Source organism: Deltaproteobacteria bacterium, from assembly GCA_016874735.1.
Classification (GTDB): Bacteria; Bdellovibrionota_B; Oligoflexia; order Oligoflexales; family CAIYRB01; genus CAIYRB01.
The window spans coordinates 1-18,146 of record VGTI01000062.1 but is presented as its reverse complement, the minus strand read 5'-3'; the positions used below and the strand labels follow the sequence as shown (position 1 = coordinate 18,146).

At 50.7% G+C, this 18,146-nt stretch carries 17 protein-coding genes and 1 pseudogene; 9 read left to right on the top strand and 9 right to left on the bottom strand.

Features of this window, described 5'->3' with window-relative positions:
• Positions 1-102 (bottom strand): class I SAM-dependent methyltransferase (locus FJ146_16795; protein ID MBM4253627.1); only part of this gene is annotated, 102 nt, incomplete at its 3' end.
• A 29-nt stretch (positions 103-131) separates the two neighbouring features.
• Here FJ146_16795 and FJ146_16790 point away from each other — a divergent pair.
• The 7 genes and pseudogenes from FJ146_16790 (at position 132) to bfr (ending at position 6,569) form a co-directional block, all read left to right on the top strand.
• Positions 132-1,025 (top strand): annotated as a pseudogene (locus tag FJ146_16790) (GTP cyclohydrolase II).
• Positions 1,026-1,028: 3 nt separating this feature from the next.
• Positions 1,029-2,273, top strand: a complete 1,245-nt coding sequence (locus tag FJ146_16785) for a DUF1688 family protein (protein ID MBM4253626.1) — start codon at positions 1,029-1,031, stop codon at positions 2,271-2,273.
• 50 nt (positions 2,274-2,323) lie between these two features.
• Positions 2,324-2,974 carry a uracil phosphoribosyltransferase gene (locus FJ146_16780; GenBank protein ID MBM4253625.1) on the top strand — a complete coding sequence of 217 codons (651 nt, stop codon included), beginning with the start codon at positions 2,324-2,326 and terminating at the stop codon, positions 2,972-2,974.
• Positions 2,943-3,668, top strand: a complete 726-nt coding sequence (locus FJ146_16775; protein ID MBM4253624.1) for an RluA family pseudouridine synthase — start codon at positions 2,943-2,945, stop codon at positions 3,666-3,668. Before FJ146_16780 ends, FJ146_16775 begins: the two co-directional genes overlap by 32 nt.
• Complete coding sequence (locus FJ146_16770; protein ID MBM4253623.1) at positions 3,665-4,840, top strand: class I SAM-dependent rRNA methyltransferase; 1,176 nt, start codon at positions 3,665-3,667, stop codon at positions 4,838-4,840. Before FJ146_16775 ends, FJ146_16770 begins: the two co-directional genes overlap by 4 nt.
• 414 nt (positions 4,841-5,254) lie before the next feature.
• The gene (locus FJ146_16765) at positions 5,255-6,022 is read left to right on the top strand and encodes an ATP-binding cassette domain-containing protein (protein ID MBM4253622.1); all 768 of its coding nucleotides are present in this window, start codon (positions 5,255-5,257) and stop codon (positions 6,020-6,022) included.
• A 70-nt stretch (positions 6,023-6,092) separates the two neighbouring features.
• On the top strand, positions 6,093-6,569 hold the full coding sequence (gene bfr, locus FJ146_16760; GenBank protein ID MBM4253621.1) for a bacterioferritin: 477 nt from the start codon (positions 6,093-6,095) through the stop codon (positions 6,567-6,569).
• A gap of 3 nt (positions 6,570-6,572) precedes the next feature.
• On the opposite strand, the gene FJ146_16755 is transcribed toward bfr, so the two are convergent.
• A complete protein-coding gene (locus tag FJ146_16755) occupies positions 6,573-6,791 on the bottom strand; it encodes a hypothetical protein (protein MBM4253620.1) in 219 nt (72 codons plus the stop codon).
• 245 nt (positions 6,792-7,036) lie between these two features.
• Here FJ146_16755 and FJ146_16750 point away from each other — a divergent pair, with 245 nt between their 5' ends.
• Positions 7,037-8,278 carry a ferrochelatase gene (locus FJ146_16750; protein ID MBM4253619.1) on the top strand — a complete coding sequence of 414 codons (1,242 nt, stop codon included), beginning with the start codon at positions 7,037-7,039 and terminating at the stop codon, positions 8,276-8,278.
• Between the two features lie 47 nt (positions 8,279-8,325).
• Here the strand turns inward: FJ146_16750 and FJ146_16745 are convergent, their stop codons facing one another.
• Genes FJ146_16745 through FJ146_16735 form a run of 3 tightly spaced genes read right to left on the bottom strand, consistent with a single transcriptional unit; the run spans position 8,326 to position 11,181 of the window.
• Positions 8,326-9,099, bottom strand: coding sequence for an adenosylcobinamide-GDP ribazoletransferase (locus FJ146_16745; protein MBM4253618.1), 774 nt, complete (start codon positions 9,097-9,099; stop codon positions 8,326-8,328).
• The gene (gene cobT, locus FJ146_16740; protein ID MBM4253617.1) at positions 9,099-10,175 is read right to left on the bottom strand and encodes a nicotinate-nucleotide--dimethylbenzimidazole phosphoribosyltransferase; all 1,077 of its coding nucleotides are present in this window, start codon (positions 10,173-10,175) and stop codon (positions 9,099-9,101) included. The genes FJ146_16745 and cobT overlap by 1 nt, the downstream gene beginning before the upstream one ends.
• Positions 10,168-11,181 (bottom strand): TerC family protein, encoded by a 1,014-nt coding sequence (locus FJ146_16735; protein MBM4253616.1) that lies wholly within the window; start codon positions 11,179-11,181, stop codon positions 10,168-10,170. The genes cobT and FJ146_16735 overlap by 8 nt, the downstream gene beginning before the upstream one ends.
• Before the next feature lie 81 nt (positions 11,182-11,262).
• Here FJ146_16735 and FJ146_16730 point away from each other — a divergent pair, with 81 nt between their 5' ends.
• Complete coding sequence (locus tag FJ146_16730; protein ID MBM4253615.1) at positions 11,263-12,759, top strand: cryptochrome/photolyase family protein; 1,497 nt, start codon at positions 11,263-11,265, stop codon at positions 12,757-12,759.
• A gap of 3 nt (positions 12,760-12,762) precedes the next feature.
• On the opposite strand, the gene FJ146_16725 is transcribed toward FJ146_16730, so the two are convergent.
• The 4 genes from FJ146_16725 to FJ146_16710 all read right to left on the bottom strand — a co-directional run bounded on the left by FJ146_16725 (position 12,763) and on the right by FJ146_16710 (position 18,054).
• Positions 12,763-14,520, bottom strand: coding sequence for a glycoside hydrolase family 5 protein (locus FJ146_16725; GenBank protein ID MBM4253614.1), 1,758 nt, complete (start codon positions 14,518-14,520; stop codon positions 12,763-12,765).
• A gap of 568 nt (positions 14,521-15,088) precedes the next feature.
• Complete coding sequence (locus FJ146_16720) at positions 15,089-15,868, bottom strand: hypothetical protein (protein ID MBM4253613.1); 780 nt, start codon at positions 15,866-15,868, stop codon at positions 15,089-15,091.
• Between the two features lie 420 nt (positions 15,869-16,288).
• On the bottom strand, positions 16,289-17,266 hold the full coding sequence (locus FJ146_16715; protein MBM4253612.1) for an FHA domain-containing protein: 978 nt from the start codon (positions 17,264-17,266) through the stop codon (positions 16,289-16,291).
• A complete protein-coding gene (locus FJ146_16710) occupies positions 17,263-18,054 on the bottom strand; it encodes a serine protease (protein ID MBM4253611.1) in 792 nt (263 codons plus the stop codon). Before FJ146_16710 ends, FJ146_16715 begins: the two co-directional genes overlap by 4 nt.
• Between the last annotated feature and the right edge of the window lie 92 nt (positions 18,055-18,146).

Below are 18,146 nucleotides of genomic sequence, written 5' to 3'. Positions count from 1 at the left end.
AAACACCTTCACATCACGAAGTGACTTCATGCGCCATGCCCTGCCGTCATATCCTGCCCCTAGTAGCACCAGCTGATCAAAGGGCAGAGCGTCACCTATGATCCGATCGAGGACGACCGTGCGAAACGCAAGGTTTCGACATTCGCCCCACTATCGCAGTGACGCGTGCTCACATCAATATGCCAGAATTTAGCGATGCTATAGCTGCCGGTCGCCTTAAGCCCGATGGCCATATCCTGAGGGAAAATGGTGAAGTATTAGTAACCAAAGCGGCAATAGATCCCGTTTGGTATTTGCCTGGCATTGCTGAGCGCTTTCAGGTCGATGAGGCGGAACTACGCCGCTCACTTTTTGAGCATACGGGCGGTATGTTTCCTGAACTAGTCACGCGACCAGATATGCCCATATTCCTTCCACCCATAGGTGGGATGACGGCCTATTTCTTTGGCGATGTGACCACTATGCCAGACCCCAAAAAGGTCTTAGCCTGCCGTGTACACGACGAATGCAACGGGTCAGATGTGTTCGGCTCGGATATCTGTACGTGTCGCCCTTACCTCGCCCATGGGATCGAAGTTTGCATTGCCGCCGCTCAGGAGGGTGGAGCGGGTTTAATCGTGTATAATCGAAAAGAAGGGCGAGCACTTGGTGAGGTCACAAAATTTCTGGTCTACAATGCCCGCAAGCGTCAAGAGGGCGGAGACACCGCGGCTAAGTACTTTCAACGAACTGAGTGCGTCGCTGGGGTCACCGACATGCGGTTTCAGGAGCTAATGCCAGATATTTTACATTGGTTGGGAATTTCAAAAATTGATAAGTTTGTGTCAATGAGCAATATGAAGTACGAGGCGATCGTTAGGGCAGGTGTGACCATCAAAGAGCGGGTCGAGATTCCAAAAGAGCTAATTCCTGCCGATGCAAAGGTGGAGATGGATGCCAAGGTGGCAGCCGGATACTATACCCCAGGCCAGGTGCCTGAGGCCGACTCCCTGAAAGTGAAAAAGGGCCGCGGTCTCGACGAGTGAGTCATGTCGCATACAACAGAATTAAAAAACGAGAGCAAAGAAAGCGTAACTTATCTCAGGTCCCCCAAAGGCATCCGCGAACAGTGTGCAAGAATCACTGAGCGCGTTGCGAGTGGGGAATCTCCACACTTCAAGCTTGAGCAGGCCAAGTTAGATAAGGCCGCCGAGCTTGTGATCCAGGAGTTTAGATCAAACTATCCAGATCTAGATGTCCCCTATCACAGTCGATGGCGGCACTTCGGTGACGAGCGACTGAAGATGTTAAACGAAAAGTTAAGCGCCATGGATCCGGATAGTGCGGCAAAAAGCCGGATTGAACTTGCGATTGTCAGTGTGCTCCTCGATGCTGGTGCTGGTCCAACATGGCGCTACAAAGACCCTTTGACCGGTAAATCTGTAGGCCGGTCAGAGGGCTTAGCACTGGCTAGCTTTGATATGTTCATAGACGGTGGATTTGCGAGTGATCCGGAGAATCCACTGATGGTGGACAATCCGGCGCTACGTAGTATTACAAAACGGGACTTGGAAAAATACTTTCAAGTCACTCCGCAGAATCGTCTACTTGGACTTGATGGGCGTTTACACTTGTTACATAAGCTCGAGCATTCGGTGTCTGTAAACAAAAAATACTTTGGAGACATCGAGCCACGCCTAGGCAACGCCTACGATTACCTTGTCGGCCATGCCGGTAACAATAAGCTACCTGCACGCAAAGTTTTATCCGTTGTACTTGAAGGACTCGGCAACATCTGGCCGGGACGTGCCTCGCTTGGTGGAGTGATGCTTGGTGATGTTTGGCATCATGCGGCCTTGCCGAACACGGATCACGGACACGGGTTGGTACCCTTCCACAAACTCTCTCAGTGGCTCACCTATTCATTGGTCGAGCCTCTTGAAGACGCAGGCCTTGAAATCGGTGGACTAGACGAGCTCACTGGCCTTGCCGAGTACCGTAACGGGGGCTTGTTGATGGATACCGGGGTCATCGTTGCCAAAGACAGCGAACTCACCAGCAAGACCCACAAAGCTGATTCTGAAGTTATTATTGAATGGCGCGCTCTGACAATCTCACTCCTCGATGAGTTAGCCAATGTGATAAGGGGAAAATTAGGCAAGTCTGCTATCGACTTACCGCTTGCGAAAATCATGCAAGGTGGTACATGGAGTGCCGGTCGTAAACTCGCCGGTAGTTTGCGAGCCGACGCTGAACCGCCAATCCGACTAGCAAGCGACGGCACAGTGTTCTAGGCTGTCTTAGCTTGTTTTAGTCTGAACAAATCTGGGAGCTGACTGATTCTATGACGCAATCATCTGCTGCGGACGGTAATGTCTTTGTCATTAAGCACCCCCTTGTGCAGCACAAGTTGACTATTATGCGCAAAAAGGAAACCAGCACCAGTAAGTTTAGACGACTAGCCGGTGAGATTGCCATGCTACTCGCCTACGAGGTTACTCGCGACATGCCGATGACCTTAGCGGATATAGAAACACCGATTATGAAGATGAAGGCGCCGATTCTTAAAGGGCAAGAGATAGTGCTAGTGTCGATACTCAGAGCCGGTAACGGTATTCTCGACGGCATGCTGAAGCTGATCCCGTCGGCACATATAGGTCACATTGGGTTGTATCGAGAGCCAAAGACTCAGGTGGCTGTAGAATATTATTTTAAGATGCCGCCCAATATGCCCGAGCGCGACGTGATCATCGTTGACCCGATGCTTGCCACTGGTCACTCAGCGGTTGCTGCTATAGATAGAGTTAAAGAGCAAAAGCCTAAATCAATCAAATATGTGTGTTTACTTGCGGCTCCAGAGGGCGTCGCCTTCGTACAAGAGCATCACCCCGATGTTCCGATCTACACGGCTGCCATAGATCAGGGTTTAAACGACAAGGCATATATTGTCCCCGGCCTAGGTGATGCTGGGGACCGTATGTTTGGCACGCTTTGAGCAAAGCCGCGTGACAGCCCTTACACTTAGTATAACGTTTGAAAATGAGCACTTCGTTGCAGTTGATAAGCCACCTGGGTGGCTCAGTGTGCCGTCGCGACTTGGTGATGCGGATGAGAGGCATTGCGTCGGACGAGCACTCGAAGCCCAGTTAAAGGCACGGCTTTGGCCAGTGCACAGGCTTGACCAAGAGGTGACTGGGCTGCTGCTTTTTGCCAAAGATGCTCCTGCTCACAAAGCTGCTAACCATTGGTTTGAGGGGCGGATGGTGCATAAGACCTACGAGGCCATCACTGCCGTCGGAGAATCTATCCATCTAGAGGCTACCCTCAGGTGGGACTGCGTGATGATGCGAGGCAAGAAACGAGCCTTCATCAGTCCTCACGGCAAGCCCTCACTGACCATCGCGACACCTAAGGCATTGATAACTATGGAAGATGGGCCGGCCCTGCTGTGGCAGCTTTCGCCGCATACAGGCCGACCTCATCAGCTAAGATTTGATTTGGCCCGGCATGGATACCCAATCGTTGGGGATAAACTGTACGGCTCCGAGCGACCATATTGGGGAGGTATTGCGCTCCGTTGCGTGCGACTAGACCTGTCAGGTTGCCCGCGAGCTCTGGATTTCGGCTTGCCCAAGACTTTGGCTACGACTAGTTTGCCGAAACTTATAGGCCTCGAGGTTGAGTCATGACAGAGCCCACCCCCATACCAACAGTTAGACTGACGCAGCCGTTTAAGATTCAGCATCCCTGGATTTTTGCTCGAGCTGTTGCGAAACCTGCGGAGCGAATTCCCCCAGGCACTGTAGTTGAGGTTTTAGGGGTCGACGGTAGTTTTGTTGGTCGGGGTTTTTACAACGGCCACTCGCGCATTGGAGTGCGTTTACTAACTACTGACCAAGGCGAGCAGGTCGACGCTGCTTTTTTCGCCTCTCGTATTGAGAGAGCCATTGAATGGCGTCGTCATCTCGGGCTTTTTCAAAAAACCACCGGTATGCGCCTCATTCATTCAGAGGGCGACGGGCTTAGTGGACTCATAGTGGATTTGTTAGGCGGAATTCTGGCAATTCAATTCACGTCGGCGGGTATGTTTCGCCAACGGGAGCAGATCAAGTCGATTCTACTTAGCCACTTCCCAGAGGCCCGCGTTTACTGGTTTGCCGAGAAGCGCATCCAAAAGCAGGAGTCCTTCGATTGTTGGGAAATACCCGCTCCAGATCCGGTGGTCATTGAAGAGCAAGGTGTGCGTTTTCACGTGGCAGTCGGCTCTAAGCATAAGACCGGATTTTTCGCTGATCAGCGAGAGAATAGGCTACACCTGGCAAGTCTCAGCGCAGGCAAAGACATACTCGACGTTTGTTGCCACACAGGCGGATTTGGCCTTTATGCAAAAGTGATCGGCCATGCCAAAAGCGTGACTGGCATCGACTTAGACGATGCTGAGGCGCTCACTACAGCACGCGCTAATGCAAGCCTAAATGGTGTCGACATCAACTTTATTGCCGCCGATGCCAGCGACTACATGAAGCAGGCAGCTCTGCGTGGCGACCGTTACGACGTTGTCGTCTTGGATCCAGCAAAACAAACTCGCTCCGCTGACAAGATTGACGGTGCCTTGAATGAATATTGGCGCCTTAATCGCCTCGCACTGCCACTAGTCAAGCCTGGGGGCATACTGCTCACATGTTCTTGCAGTGGCTTGATAAGTGAAGACGAGTTCCTTGGAACCATTAAACAGGCAGCACGCGATGAGCGGCGTGAGGCACAGATATTTCGCTTGAGCGGCGCAGCGCCAGACCACCCTTTTCTTGCGCATGTCGGCGAGGGCAGATATTTAAAGGCGGTGTGGGCCCGTATAACCTAACGGCGCCTCAATACTTTCGATACGAACATTTGAACGGGAGTTAATTGCTGTGAGATTTGTCAATTTTAAGTCACTATTGAAGTCAGTCCTGATAACCTTCGGTTTTGCCACCACTTCGTTCGGGATGGACGGGTACATCGTCTGCGGTACTTGTAAGTACTTCGATCCAGGGACACGCTCGTGTCAGGTTGCACCTGGCTGTACGGACTATACAGACGGGTATGGGTATGACTGTGGTCACTGCGCGGCTTGGTACGCAGATAATGAAAGAGGCCACTGCGAGACCATAGTGGGCTGTGGTGGAGCAACGAGCGCTAGTTGGCCTCAAGTACTCTACGGTGAAAACCAAGAAACCGTGGCAAGATAACGCTAAAGTTCCCGGGTCTAGCAAATGACTTTGCTCAAGGTGGTGAGATGATTGTAGCTACCGATGTCGAGAAGGCCTACAACGGTAACGTTGTGCTAGGTCCGGTCAACCTCAGCTTTCCGAGTGGCAAGACGACCGTGCTTCTCGGCCAAAGCGGCAGCGGAAAGTCGACACTTCTGCGCCTCTTCATGGGACTTATATGGCCCAGCCGTGGACAAATTAAAATTGGTGACGACCCCCTTAGTCCCGACTCAATCAACTCTATCCGCCGCAAGATTGGCTACGTGACCCAGGACGGTGGGCTGTTCCCTCATTTAACGGTGCGGCAGAATATCATGCTGGCAGCACGCTACTTCAAAGAAGAGACAGCTGCCGAGGCTCGACTACCGCACCTACTGGAAATCACAAAATTGGCTGCAACCCTCCTAGCCCGTTACCCTTCCGAACTCTCGGGTGGTCAAAGACAGCGAGTCAGCCTAATCCGCGCTTTGGTGCTCGACGCCCCAATCATCCTGCTCGACGAGCCCATGGGAGCCCTGGATCCCATGATCCGTGCGGACTTACAGGCCGACTTAAAAGAGGCCTTCACCAACCTCAAAAAGACAGTAGTGATCGTCACTCACGACCTGGCTGAGGCAGTCTATCTTGGCGACCACATTGTGATGATGAGCGATGGCAAGGTCATCCAGCAGGGCACTTTTGCCGACCTAGTATATCACCCTGCCGCTGCCTATGTATCAGACTTTATTGCCGCTCAACGACCTGTCGCTTGGCCAGAGCAAGCGAACAACCAGACGATCGACCTTGGCTCTTAAGGGCGGTATTCGATACACTCCACCAGGACCTATAACTTAGGACCGGGACCTATCACTAAGAGGTGAAAATATGAAAGGCGATTCCAAAGTCATTGATGCCCTGAACGAGATCCTGACTGGGGAGCTCACGGCTATCAATCAGTACTTTCTTCATGCCCGTATGTGTAAAAACTGGGGTTACGAGCGCATTGCAGCCAAAGTTTGGGCTGAATCCATCGACGAGATGAAACACGCACAGGCCCTCACTGACCGCATTCTCTTCCTCGAAGGGCTTCCCAATCTGCAGAAGTTGGGCAAACTCAACATCGGTGAGACGGTCGAGGAGCAGTTTCAGGCTGACTTAGCGCTTGAGTTTCAAGCGATGACAAATCTCAAGGCTGCCATCAAGGTCTGCTTTGAGGCTGCTGATCACACCACCCGCGAACTTTTCGAGCATATTCTTGCCGACGAAGAGGCACATGTGGATTGGCTCGAGGCTCAACTCGGCCTGATCAAAGACCTAGGTCGCACTGCTTACCTGGCTGAGCAGATCAACAAGGGCGAGTAAAATTCACTTTTTACTGGGTCCCATCTCTCCCGCAGTGCCAGCGGCCGACCCGCCAAGGCGCTGACGGGACTTCTGTACCATCTCCTTGAGCTGGCAAATGCACGACCCGCAGTCGCTGCCTGCCTTGCAGGATGCCATCACATCACGCAGGCATGTTGCCCCGTTCTCAAGTAAGGCATTGATTTTCTTGTCTGAAACACCCTTGCACAGGCACACGACCATTGTTAACTCCGAGGGGAAGACTTAAGGCCTGAGACCCACCGATCTTCTTATCGGTATATTTTATAGTAAAATTGAGAATCATTTTCAATATCATGTAGTGGGCTACCCTTGAATCCCCCAAACTTAATTGTAACCTTATGTTTTTAATGCATCTTTTTTCACCGAGCGCAAACCTTCTCATTCCCTCCAATGCCGGTTATCCTAAATAAGACCATCTCTTAAAATAAAAGTTACAAGGGGCTCTCATGAGAACTCTGTCGCACGAATCCCGGCGTCGAGCCGCGGTGGCTGGCATGGCTGCACTACTTAGTGCTTCCGGGCTTGTAGGCTGTAGAACCACTAAAAGTGCGGGCCAAAGCGGCGTTGCCTCGGCTACCGACGGCGACGATACGGTTGCCGTACTGCTCGCGTCACACGGAGATATTGACTCAATCAGCGAGCTAGAGTCGTACATTAAAGTATCGTTCCAAAAGAACGTGGGCATACCGCTTCCCTACTGGGTACGCCCCGCCATCAGTGACCCGGCCTACAAACTATCTGTGGGCGAAGTCCAATCGCAGTACGAGGTAATTGGTGCGACTAAATACCGCGAGAACACTCAAAAGCAGATTGATGCCCTGGCAAAGGCTCTAAAGGACGCCGGTATCAAAGCCAAGACGTACTATGGCTTCAACTTCACCACTCCATTTATTGCAGACACGATGGAGCAAATTAAAAAGGACGGCATCAAAAAAGTCATCGTATTTAACCAAGGAGCACAGTGCTCGTGGGCGTCCCAAGGCGAAAATATGGAAGACGTCCGCGACTACCTGACCGAGCATCCAGAATTTGATGGCGACGTCATCGGCTACCGCGAATACTCGAATGACACTCGGTTCCGCGACTTACTCCACGACGTCATCATACGTGACGTTAAAGATAAATTTGGCGACAAAACGCCGTCGAGCCAAACTTGCGTGCTGATGGCCTCTCACGGCCTACCGACTCGAATGACCGACGACGGTGACCCAGCCATAAAGCAGATGAAAGACGCTTTCAGCTACGTTGCTAATAAGGCAAAACCATATCGCTTCTACCACGGCTTCCTCAACGATGACTTTATCCCAGGTGCCACCTGGGCCCAACCCGAAGCATCTGACGCCGCTAAGAAGATGCGTAGCGATGGTTGTCGCAACATCCTAATGGATTCTCGCCTCTCCTTCACGGTTAACCATAGAGCCACCATGTTTGACCTTGATACGGAAGCACGCCAAATTTTTGGAATCAAAGATCCGAAACAAAACTGGCAAGCCGCGCTCACTTGGACTAAACCAAAAGTTGAGCTCGCCAACCAATTTGACGGCGATCCAGGCTACGCTAAACTGCTCACGGAACTAACAAAAGAGGCTCTGGCTCGCAAAGGTGATCTTGAAATCATCAAAGAGCGCGGCAAGCCGGTCTATCCAAAACCACCTGTTAAAGAATGGTGCGAGTCGAAAAGACTCTGATTCTGGACTAGATTTAAAAAAAAGCGGCCACCCAGGCCGCCTTTTTTTTACAACTTAGCGGTCGCTAGTACCGTCAAGTAAAAGACCACCTCGGTCACTTGCTGCACGGCACCACAGCAGTCCCCGGTATAGCCACCGACCCAACGTTTGAAAAACCGACCCATATACCAGGTCGTAATTCCCATTAACGGCACGGCAAAAATGAAATTTAGCTGACCACTCGCGATTAGGGGTAAAGTCCCAAAGACGAGGGCTAGCATCATTTGTCCAAAATTTTGGTTATGAAAACTTGGCTTCAAATCGGCACGTTCAGCATCGTCACGGGCGTTAACCAAAAAATACGACATGGCCACTGGCATAGAACGACTCAGAGCGTGAGCTGTAATCATTGTCCAGATCATGCTGCTATGGTCGATGTGGGAGAGCGCCTGGTATTTCATCCCTAGAATCATAACGACTCCGACCGCGCCAAAGGCGCCAATGCGCGAGTCCTTCATGATGGTTAGTATTTTCTCCTTCGTCCAACCACCGCCAAAACCATCACAAACATCGGCGAAACCGTCTTCGTGGAAGGCACCAGTCGTATAAATCGTTGCCGCCATGCTTAGCATGACAGCCACATCAGACGGCAATACTAATAGCGCTCCGCGATATACCAGTGCCGCAATAGCACCGACTAAACCCCCAACTAATGGGAAATAAGGCGCGATTAGATTCAGGCTAGGATTAACGTCAGTCAGCTTGCGGGGCATGCGCAATCTCGTGAGGTACATGGCGGCAGATGCCACAAAAACCATTTGCCGGTGCAACCAACTCACCATCACACTTGCCCTGCCCTAGCTATTTTAGCTTCATCAAAGGTTGCCATCTCACGAACTAGAGCTGCAGCCATCCGAAGTACTGGTAACGCAACGGCGCACCCAGTGCCCTCGCCGAGACGCATAGATAGCTGGAGCAATGATTTGACACCGAGATGCTTCAAAGCTAGTTCATGCCCCGGTTCTGTCGACAGATGGGAGAAGAAACTGTAATCGACTAGACGCGGCTCCAGGGAATTAGCGACTAAAAAGGCCGCCGTCGCCGAGAACCCATCTACCAATTGTGCCATACGAAGCTCGCCAGCTCTAAGCATTGCACCGCACATCATCGCCAGTTCAAAGCCGCCGAAATAAGCCATGACCGCCTTAGGTGTTTTAAGCTCAGGCGCATGCGCCACCCCCGACTCAAGGATCGAGATTTTATGCTTCCGATCTCGCTCAGCTAGACCTGTACCGGGACCGACACATTGCGAGAGAGGGACACGACAAAGAATGCTGATCATCACAGCGGCTGATGAAGTGTTGCCAATACCCATTTCTCCGAAACCAATCGTGTTGCAGCCTCGCTCGTGCACCTCGTCGACCACGTCCCGACCACGCTTCATCGCTGCCTCGAGTTGATCACTAGTCATCGCTGGGCCACGCAGAAAATTGCGCGTGCCCGAGCCAATGCGTGCGCTGATCAGACCGTGCTGCGAGACAGGCCCCGTTTTGACTCCTGCATCAACCACCACGAGTTCCGCCTGACTCTCTCTAGCGAGAACGTTGATGGCGGCTCCACCTCGCAAGAAGTTTGACACCATCGCCGCCGTGACACTTTGCGGATAGGCGCTCACGCCCTCCTCCGCGATGCCATGGTCAGCAGCAAAGACGACTATAGTCGGTAGCAGCACCCGAGGAGTGACAGTGTTCTGAATCTGGCATAAGCGCTTGGCTATGTCCTCTAGCACTCCGAGTGACCCCGGCGGCTTAGTCTTATTCGCTAGTAAAGTCTCAAATTCCGCCAGCCGGTCTGCCGCCAACTCCGGCACAGCATATTTCTGTAGGCCAAATGCGCCGTCGCCTAAGATGTCACTCATCAGTTTGACGCGCCGTTGCGAGTAGAGACGCGACTATCCCACCAGCGAGAAAACCACCGATAATGCTGAGCGACCATCCCATGGACAGTTCCTCGCCGATGACCTTGCTGATCCAGGTCATCTTCGATCCAACGAACACTAAGACGAGGGCAATAGCATATTTCAGGTAATAAAACTTATCCACCACTCCAGCTAGGAGGAAGTAGAGTGAACGCAAGCCAAGGATCGCAAAGATGTTGGAGGTGTAAACGATTAGAGGTTCCCTCGTGATCCCAAAGATGGCGGGAACGGAATCGATCGCAAAAACAATGTCCGACACTTCGATAAAAATGAGCCCGAGCAGTAGAGGAGTGGCGTAAAGCCTGCCATCGATGCGTTTGAAGAAACTTTGGCCGTGAATCTCCGGGGTGACCGGTAAAACGCGTCTCACCCATTTGATGACTGGGTTGTCGGCGGGATTTGGCTCCTCATCCTGACTGAAGATCATCTTGAAGCCAGTGAAAATCAAGAACACCCCGACCAACATCATCACCCAATGAAACTTCAAGAGGGCTGCGCCAAGGGCAATGAATATCCCGCGGAAGACAAGAGCTCCCATGATTCCAAAAAAGAGCACCCGATGTTGGTAAATGGACGGTACCGCAAAAAAGGAAAATACGACAACGAAGACAAAAATGTTATCGACAGCCAGCGACTTTTCGATGATGAAGCCGGTGAGAAATTCAAGCGCAACACGACTGGCAGCAACATCAGGCGTCATACCGGTAGTTGCAACTAGGGCAGCATCACTAGAGAACTTATGCTTCACGTAGGTATAGAGTCCGGCATTGAAGAGCAGTGCCAAGCTCACCCAGACCAAGCTCCACCCGGCAGATTCGCGGATGGAGACCGCCCGTGCGTGACGGTGAAAGACCCCGAGGTCTACCACCAGCAGCATTAGCACGAAGGCAGTGAAGGCAAGATAGAACCACCAATATTCTGCGAATGGAAAAATTACTGTCGGCACCGTACAGTCCTAGAGCTTACAATGAGTTCAGAGAAGAGGATCCACTGCCACTTAACGCAGTGCAAATCACCCGAGGTCCAAATGACAAAGAGTGTACTAGTTTTAATGGGTAATCAATTGTTTCCAAAGTCTGCTCTAGCAGCATTTCGGAACCAACCCATTTATATGGCCGAGGACCTCGGACTTTGCACCTATTTTCGCTTCCACAAGGCCAAGATTGCCCTCTTCCTAGGCGCGATGAGGCAACGCCGCGATGAACTCCGAAATGACGGCTTTTCCGTTTATTATCATGAACTTAATGAAGACCATCAAAGCTACGAAGAGCGTCTGATTAAGCTACTAAAAGCCGAATCAATTAAACAGGTCGATCTCTTTGAAATAGAGGATCGCCCCTTCGCCCTCCGCCTAGCCGAAGCCTTGAAGGTCGCCGGTGTCGCTATAAAATGGCACCAATCCCCCATGTTTCTCACCTCACGGGATGAGTTTAAGACCTATCTACAGGGGACCAAGAAGCCGTTCATGAAAACCTTTTATGAATGGCAGCGCCGACGCCTTAACGTCCTCATGACCACAGATGGGGACCCAGTGGGAGGTCGCTGGAGCTTCGATACCGAAAATCGCAATCGACTACCTAAGGGCTTAAGTCTTCCATCTAAGCCTATTAGTAAGCCAACAGCTGCAACTAAAAAGGTCCTAGGATTGGTCGAAAAGCAATTCAAAAATCATCCAGGCTCGCTGGACCATTTTGCCCTCACCATCAGTCGCGACGAAGCGCTAAGGTGGCTCGGCGAATTCCTTGAGCAAAAGCTCGACGACTTTGGCCCCTACGAGGACGCCATCACGAAGTCGTCGGCCTTTGTTTTCCATAGCGTCCTCAGCCCCGCCTTGAATTTAGGGCTAATCACTCCACGCGAAGTCATTGACGCCACTCTCAAAGCATTCAAGGCAGCACGCAATCCAAGTCTCATCGCCTCGGTCGAGGGCTTTGTGCGGCAAGTTATTGGATGGCGTGAGTTTATTCGTGGGATAGATCAAAACTATGGAACCAAACAGGAAACGACGAATTTTTTTGCGCATGAGCGACGGCTCACACCTAGCTGGTATGAAGGCTCGACGGGAATCCCCATACTAGATGACTCTATTAAAAAAGTGCTTCAGTTTGGTTATACACATCATATCGAACGCCTAATGATTCTGAGTAATCTCATGCTCCTAAGTGAGATTCATCCTCAGGATGTTTATCGGTGGTTCATGGAAATGTTTGTCGACTCTAGCGACTGGGTGATGGGGCCTAACGTCTACGGTATGGGACAGCATTCCGATGGCGGCATTTTTGCGACTAAGCCGTATATTTGTGGCTCAAATTATCTACTCAAGATGAGCGACTATGAAAGTGGCGACTGGACCGATATTGTCGACGGACTATACTGGCGATTTATCGATCGAAAACGAGAGTACTACCTGCGTAACCCTCGCACGTCGATGGCTGTCAGACAATTCGATAAGATCGCAGATGCTAGGAAAAAGAAACTAGCAGCTGCGGCTGACAAATTTTTGGCTGAACACACCTCAATTTAATATTCACTGACAGCAGGTAAGTGTGGTCACTACCCCCTTTTGCATACCTACGCCTGCAATGTACTCGCCCAGATCACATTGCCCCTTTAACGCTGCGGGGTCCCAGTCGCCGGGAATCTGGGAAAGCCTCTGATCTAGCTTCTCAAACAGCACCTTACGGCACGACCTGCCGAGACTGCTGCCTGACGTAGCGCACAGGCCACCAGCTAGACGGTATCGCCCCTTCACCCTAGTCTGAGCTAAACCTGCGAGATAGTGATTGTCCTCGCATTCTATGCGACCCGAGTCTGATGGCGGCACAACGGCAACGTCACTTACGCTAAGCCCAAGCCCGTAGTCGGAACAGAGCACTCCATGATTAGCCCTAGGACCCCCGCGTTGAACGGAGCTGATGCCGACGATTCGCTCGCCCTCGCGACAGCGTGCCTTAAATGCTTGCGGCATCCAATCACGCCTGTCGCGTGATTGAACGGAGTCGAAATCACTGAAAACTAAAGTAGTGAAATGATTTTTAGGTCTATCTTCCCACCCTGGCTCGACACCTGGACCTAAGCGTGGAGCCATGAGTGTGCTGAGCTGCTCCGTACGCCAATCCGATATAGGCTCCTGCCAATCTTCATGAAGTAACCCAAAGAGCTCTTCGTCACCAGAGGCCTTGGGCCCTGGATTCAGTGCCCAGTAGGCAAAATCCAAATCTTGCTCACGTAGATAATTTACAAAGTAACCGAACCATCGCTGATTACTGGCGTTATAAGCCTCCCCAAATTCACTAACCCAAACTGGAGCAGTAAAGTGGCGAGCTTCTGATACCACATAACCCCACTCACGACTCACTGTGGCATGGAGCTGCGCCTCTTCCATGTCAGCATACTTCTGACCAAGTGTACTTGGAGAGATGAAGCCATAGCTATGCGCAGCGTAAACAAGCCTATCCGGTAGGGGTAGCCGGATGGGCTCGTTTTCTACACCCTGTAGGTGTTCCCGAGGAAAATTAAGACCCTCGACCACAACCAACAGATTCGGATTTTCGGCGAGTACACGTGCTCCAGCCTTCTCAGCCGCGAGTCGCCAATCCTTACCTCCCTTGCCCCAATTGGGAACGCTAGGGAGTATACCGTTGAAGCGCGAGATCCGAACCTCATTGCGCAAATCTGCGGCAATCACCATTGGGTTGTCTATGTAGCGCTTGGCCATCATGGCCCAATCGTCAAGCCACTGGTTCTCACTGTAATCCCGCGTGTACCAAAGACCATCTGGGTCGAAATTACAGCACCACATCGGATGAGTTGTGTGATTATTGATAATGACATAGATACCTGCATCCGTCAGAGCACTCACGACTCGGTCGTAAACAACTAACGGACTTAACCCGACAAGATCAGGATTAGCTGCGACGGCAGCAACATCGACGTCCTGAGAATGCAGCATAAGATTAGAAAAAGGCAGACGTACCGAGTTGAAGCCCAGTCTTTTAATCTGCAAAACAATCGTATTTAGAGGGGCCTTGTCTAGCCCACCTACCACAAGGCGGGTATCACTAGCGCCGTACCAGTTGACTGAGGCTAACTTTAGACGAACGCCTCGAGCATCTACGATAAATCGCCCAAATGTATGAAGCGGCAATTCCGCTGAACTCACACTTTGCTCCGCGCCTTGCTCACCCGAACGATGACTTACGGAAGTCACCTGCGACAAAGGATAACCAGCTGAACATCCTGACAATATACAGGCAACCAAAGACGTCATCTTGAATTGGCGCATCCGTTACCCCCATCAAAATTATAAATAAAAATGTTTAGTTTATGTAAATCACCAAAAAACGCAACAAAAAAAACACAGGCATTTAATGGTCTCAACTTTTGCCATCGACATGCCAAAACCTGCTATGGACTCAGTGAGATGAACTACCACCAGCCAAGCCTCACACTCTCTGACTAGAGCGTTCCGGTATGGTCAGAGTTTCGTGCTTCGGCGGGCGGGTAACCCCTTCCTCCACACCTGAGAAGTGCAGTAAACAGCAGGCGACACTGACCCTTTCGAGTGACATGGACGACGGCGGGCAATTTTTATCCCTTTTGCCGTAAAACTACGTCGTTCACGGCGGAGATATAAGGCACAAGGGATAAAACAAGGAAATTTCTCTACGAGCTGCTGCTACAGCACTTCACTCATGAAGATTCATCCCTAGTAGTCACCACCATTCTAGCCGGCCAGTCGGCTAGTCGGCTAGTCTCACTAAGTCAGCCAAAAGCCCCGCTGCGGTCAGGGCTAGCCAAAATCATGAAAAATATCGAGGTTGCGATGCTAGCAACCAAGTGAGAATTCCGAATCATGCATCGCTCCTGTCGCGTCTCAATGGCGATCTATCGTAGATGTTCATCATCATATCTACAAATAGCGGAATATCACCGCTATTCCGGGGGTCGTCTTTAAGTTCAATTATCTCTTTGATCGCACCTGAAAGAACATCATGAATACGCTCTAGGGTGCGCTGGTCTATTGAGGCGGTAGCGTGGAAGAGCCTGGCCGCCTTGGTACCAATCAAACTGCGATCAAAGTGGTCAGCCGATAACTTCATTTGAGCCAACGCCATGTCGCAGTCGCTAGATAACATAGATGGCAAACGGTAGATAGTTTCGCTACCGACACGCTCGACTTCCATGATGCCGTGCTCAACCAACTCGTCCAGAGCCTCGAGCCCGCGCTCACCAGTGATTCGTTGCACGGTATCACGCGTCGTGCCCTTGTCGTTCTGAGCCAAATTGAGAATATAGTTGTGGGGATCCCGCACATAAAACGCCTTAAGAATCTCCTGCCGAGGCGCCACATTAAGATAGGCGTCGGGCTGAATACCAGTGAGGTTAACTGCGATCTCGGGATAGTACCGCCTTATGAAATCGAGTTTTTCCTCATTCGATAGGGCTACGTCAATGATCTTTAACACTGGCTCGGCCGTCGGATTACCTTCTCGCTGGTATAATCGACGCAAAGTGGTATAGCTGACGCCCGATGCTCTTGCCAAGGTCGCTAACGAGCGGCTCCGATGACCGTTCAGGTATCGGTCAATAACATTCCGTAGATTGTCTGAAAGCTCTCCCGTGGTCATCACGGTGCCCCTCACTTATGAATTGGAATGTCCTCTGTTAGTTTGACTAGCATAAATCCAAATCTTTGCTCAAGTCACCATAATACTTTGCAGTTATTTAAAAAAAATACCAAGCCTGAAATAACCACGGTGGCGACTCATTGACGCCATGGCGGCTAAACTTCTGGTGATCGCACCACCTTCCTTGACCTTAGTCAGGAGCCCGTGGCAACACAAGAAGAGCAGATATTATTCGACAGTTAGTCGTCAAAATGTACGTGAACACCTTGGTTAGACACCCCTCAAAGCAAGTGCCATCACCCGCGTTTCAATGCTCGAAACGCTGACCCTGGGCAGAAAGCCCATGGTTCTCGTCCTTCAGACCCCCTTAGCTCCGCGAAATCATATAGTTAGCTGCATAAACCAGGGTGTTCACGGCAAACCTCAGTCGTCCCCAGACTCGAGTCGCTCTAGCTGCCTAATACGCTCCTGATCAGTTGCGGCAATTGTCAGCCCGATGGCAAACATCAAGTCATCGCTACCCTGACTGGGGCCCAAGGTTGTTATGGGCATTCCAAGATCAGCCATCCGGGATCGTTCGCCAAGCTGCCTCTCAATAACTAGCTCAATGATGAGCATGCTGATGCCGCTGACCCCAACCGCCACCCACCGACGGTAACGCAATTGCCATTTAGGTAACGCGTAACGCTGCAAACGCACTAGCAATATATAAATAACTACCCCGTAGGCAAGATGCTTGAGAAATTTGGCGCCTGTGAGATTGTGCAGGTTGAAGATAATAGAGGGCATAAAATTGCTAATTACTCTTTCCGCTACAAAGCTCAGACAAATCAGTATTAGCACCTTGTGAAAGTTAAACCTTTTCAAATTCACCTTGCAGAAAATTGAAATAGCCAATGCTACAGCCGAGAGTTGCAGCCAAAGTAAAATTGAACGCCCAATGAGTTCGCCAAATTTTTCTGGCGGCCAGTACCACAGATACTGCTCTAGTGCAGGCACCGTGAATCCAATTAGAAGCGCAAGAAAAAGTGCGGCAACAATCTTAACACTCAGCCAATAAGGTGTCTCACTGTGTTCATGAGGCAGAACCTTACTATCATGTGTTCGCTCTAACGTATCCTGAGTCAAAAATTCGATCTGTACATCGCCAAATACGAACGATTCACGCGCTCCTAATCTGACTTCTTTGACTTTTCCGCCTGCCTGCCAAATTCCATTAGTGCTAAAGAGATCCTTTAAAACATACCCCTCAGCAGATTGATGAATTTCCGCATGACGTGCAGACACGCTTGGGTCATCAATCCTTATTCCACAGTGCATCGATCGACCAATGACACAAGGAAATATTTCAACTTTGTGTGTCTCTATGTGATCTGCTTCATGAACTTTAACCAAAATCATTTGGGATCCAAAGCAATGCTATTAATAATAGTACGGATAATTGCCAACGCATTGTGAGAGGAAAAACCCAGAAAACTACCAGACACCAAAAGAGCACGCCGCTGTTCAGAGGATGCAACTAACTCAAATTCAATATTGTAGGACTCAGCATAAGGCAAAAATCCATTAACGCAGTAATGAACACGAAGCCCAACATTTTTCGGGTTTCTGAGGTCAAGCTGTCGGCATCGCAAACTAGTGGTAAACTTCTCAACCTTATCTGCAATGCCAAACGGCTGATCCTCGAGCTCTTCATTTAATTGATGTACAAATTGCCAGGAACTAAGCGTTCGATTCTCAATCGCTTGAAAGCGCAGTCTAAAGGTTCCTGCATCAAGATCTCGTTTTATTGGAGTCGATCCGGATAGATAACACTGTTCGGTAATAACTTGCGTCTGATCACGAGCGCCACTTTCTTGAGAATGCCAGCACTTCAAGATTTTAGAGGGTTTAAATACTCTCCACCCACCTATTTGCAGACTGGAATCACTTTCCTTCAAAATGCTTGTCGATATTTCCTCTTGGACTCGTTCTAGCTGGGCCCGCATAGTCTCGTCAAAATCTTCATGGTCGCCGGATTTACTAAGCGGCGTGCGTTTCTCACGCATTAATGCCCGAAGTAAGTCATGAGGAATGGCGAATGCCAAACTTTGCGAGTCAGCTCTGAGTGAAACATTGACGCCAATAACTTCACCGGCTTCATTGATTGTGGGGGATGGTAGGACAATCAACCCCCATTGCCCCAGCACCCGGGTTTGCTTCCCGGGCCAACCTGTCCTCCTCCGCAACCCACTCTCTGCCTAAATGGCAGGATTTCTCTGTACCAGGCGCCTTTGTGGCC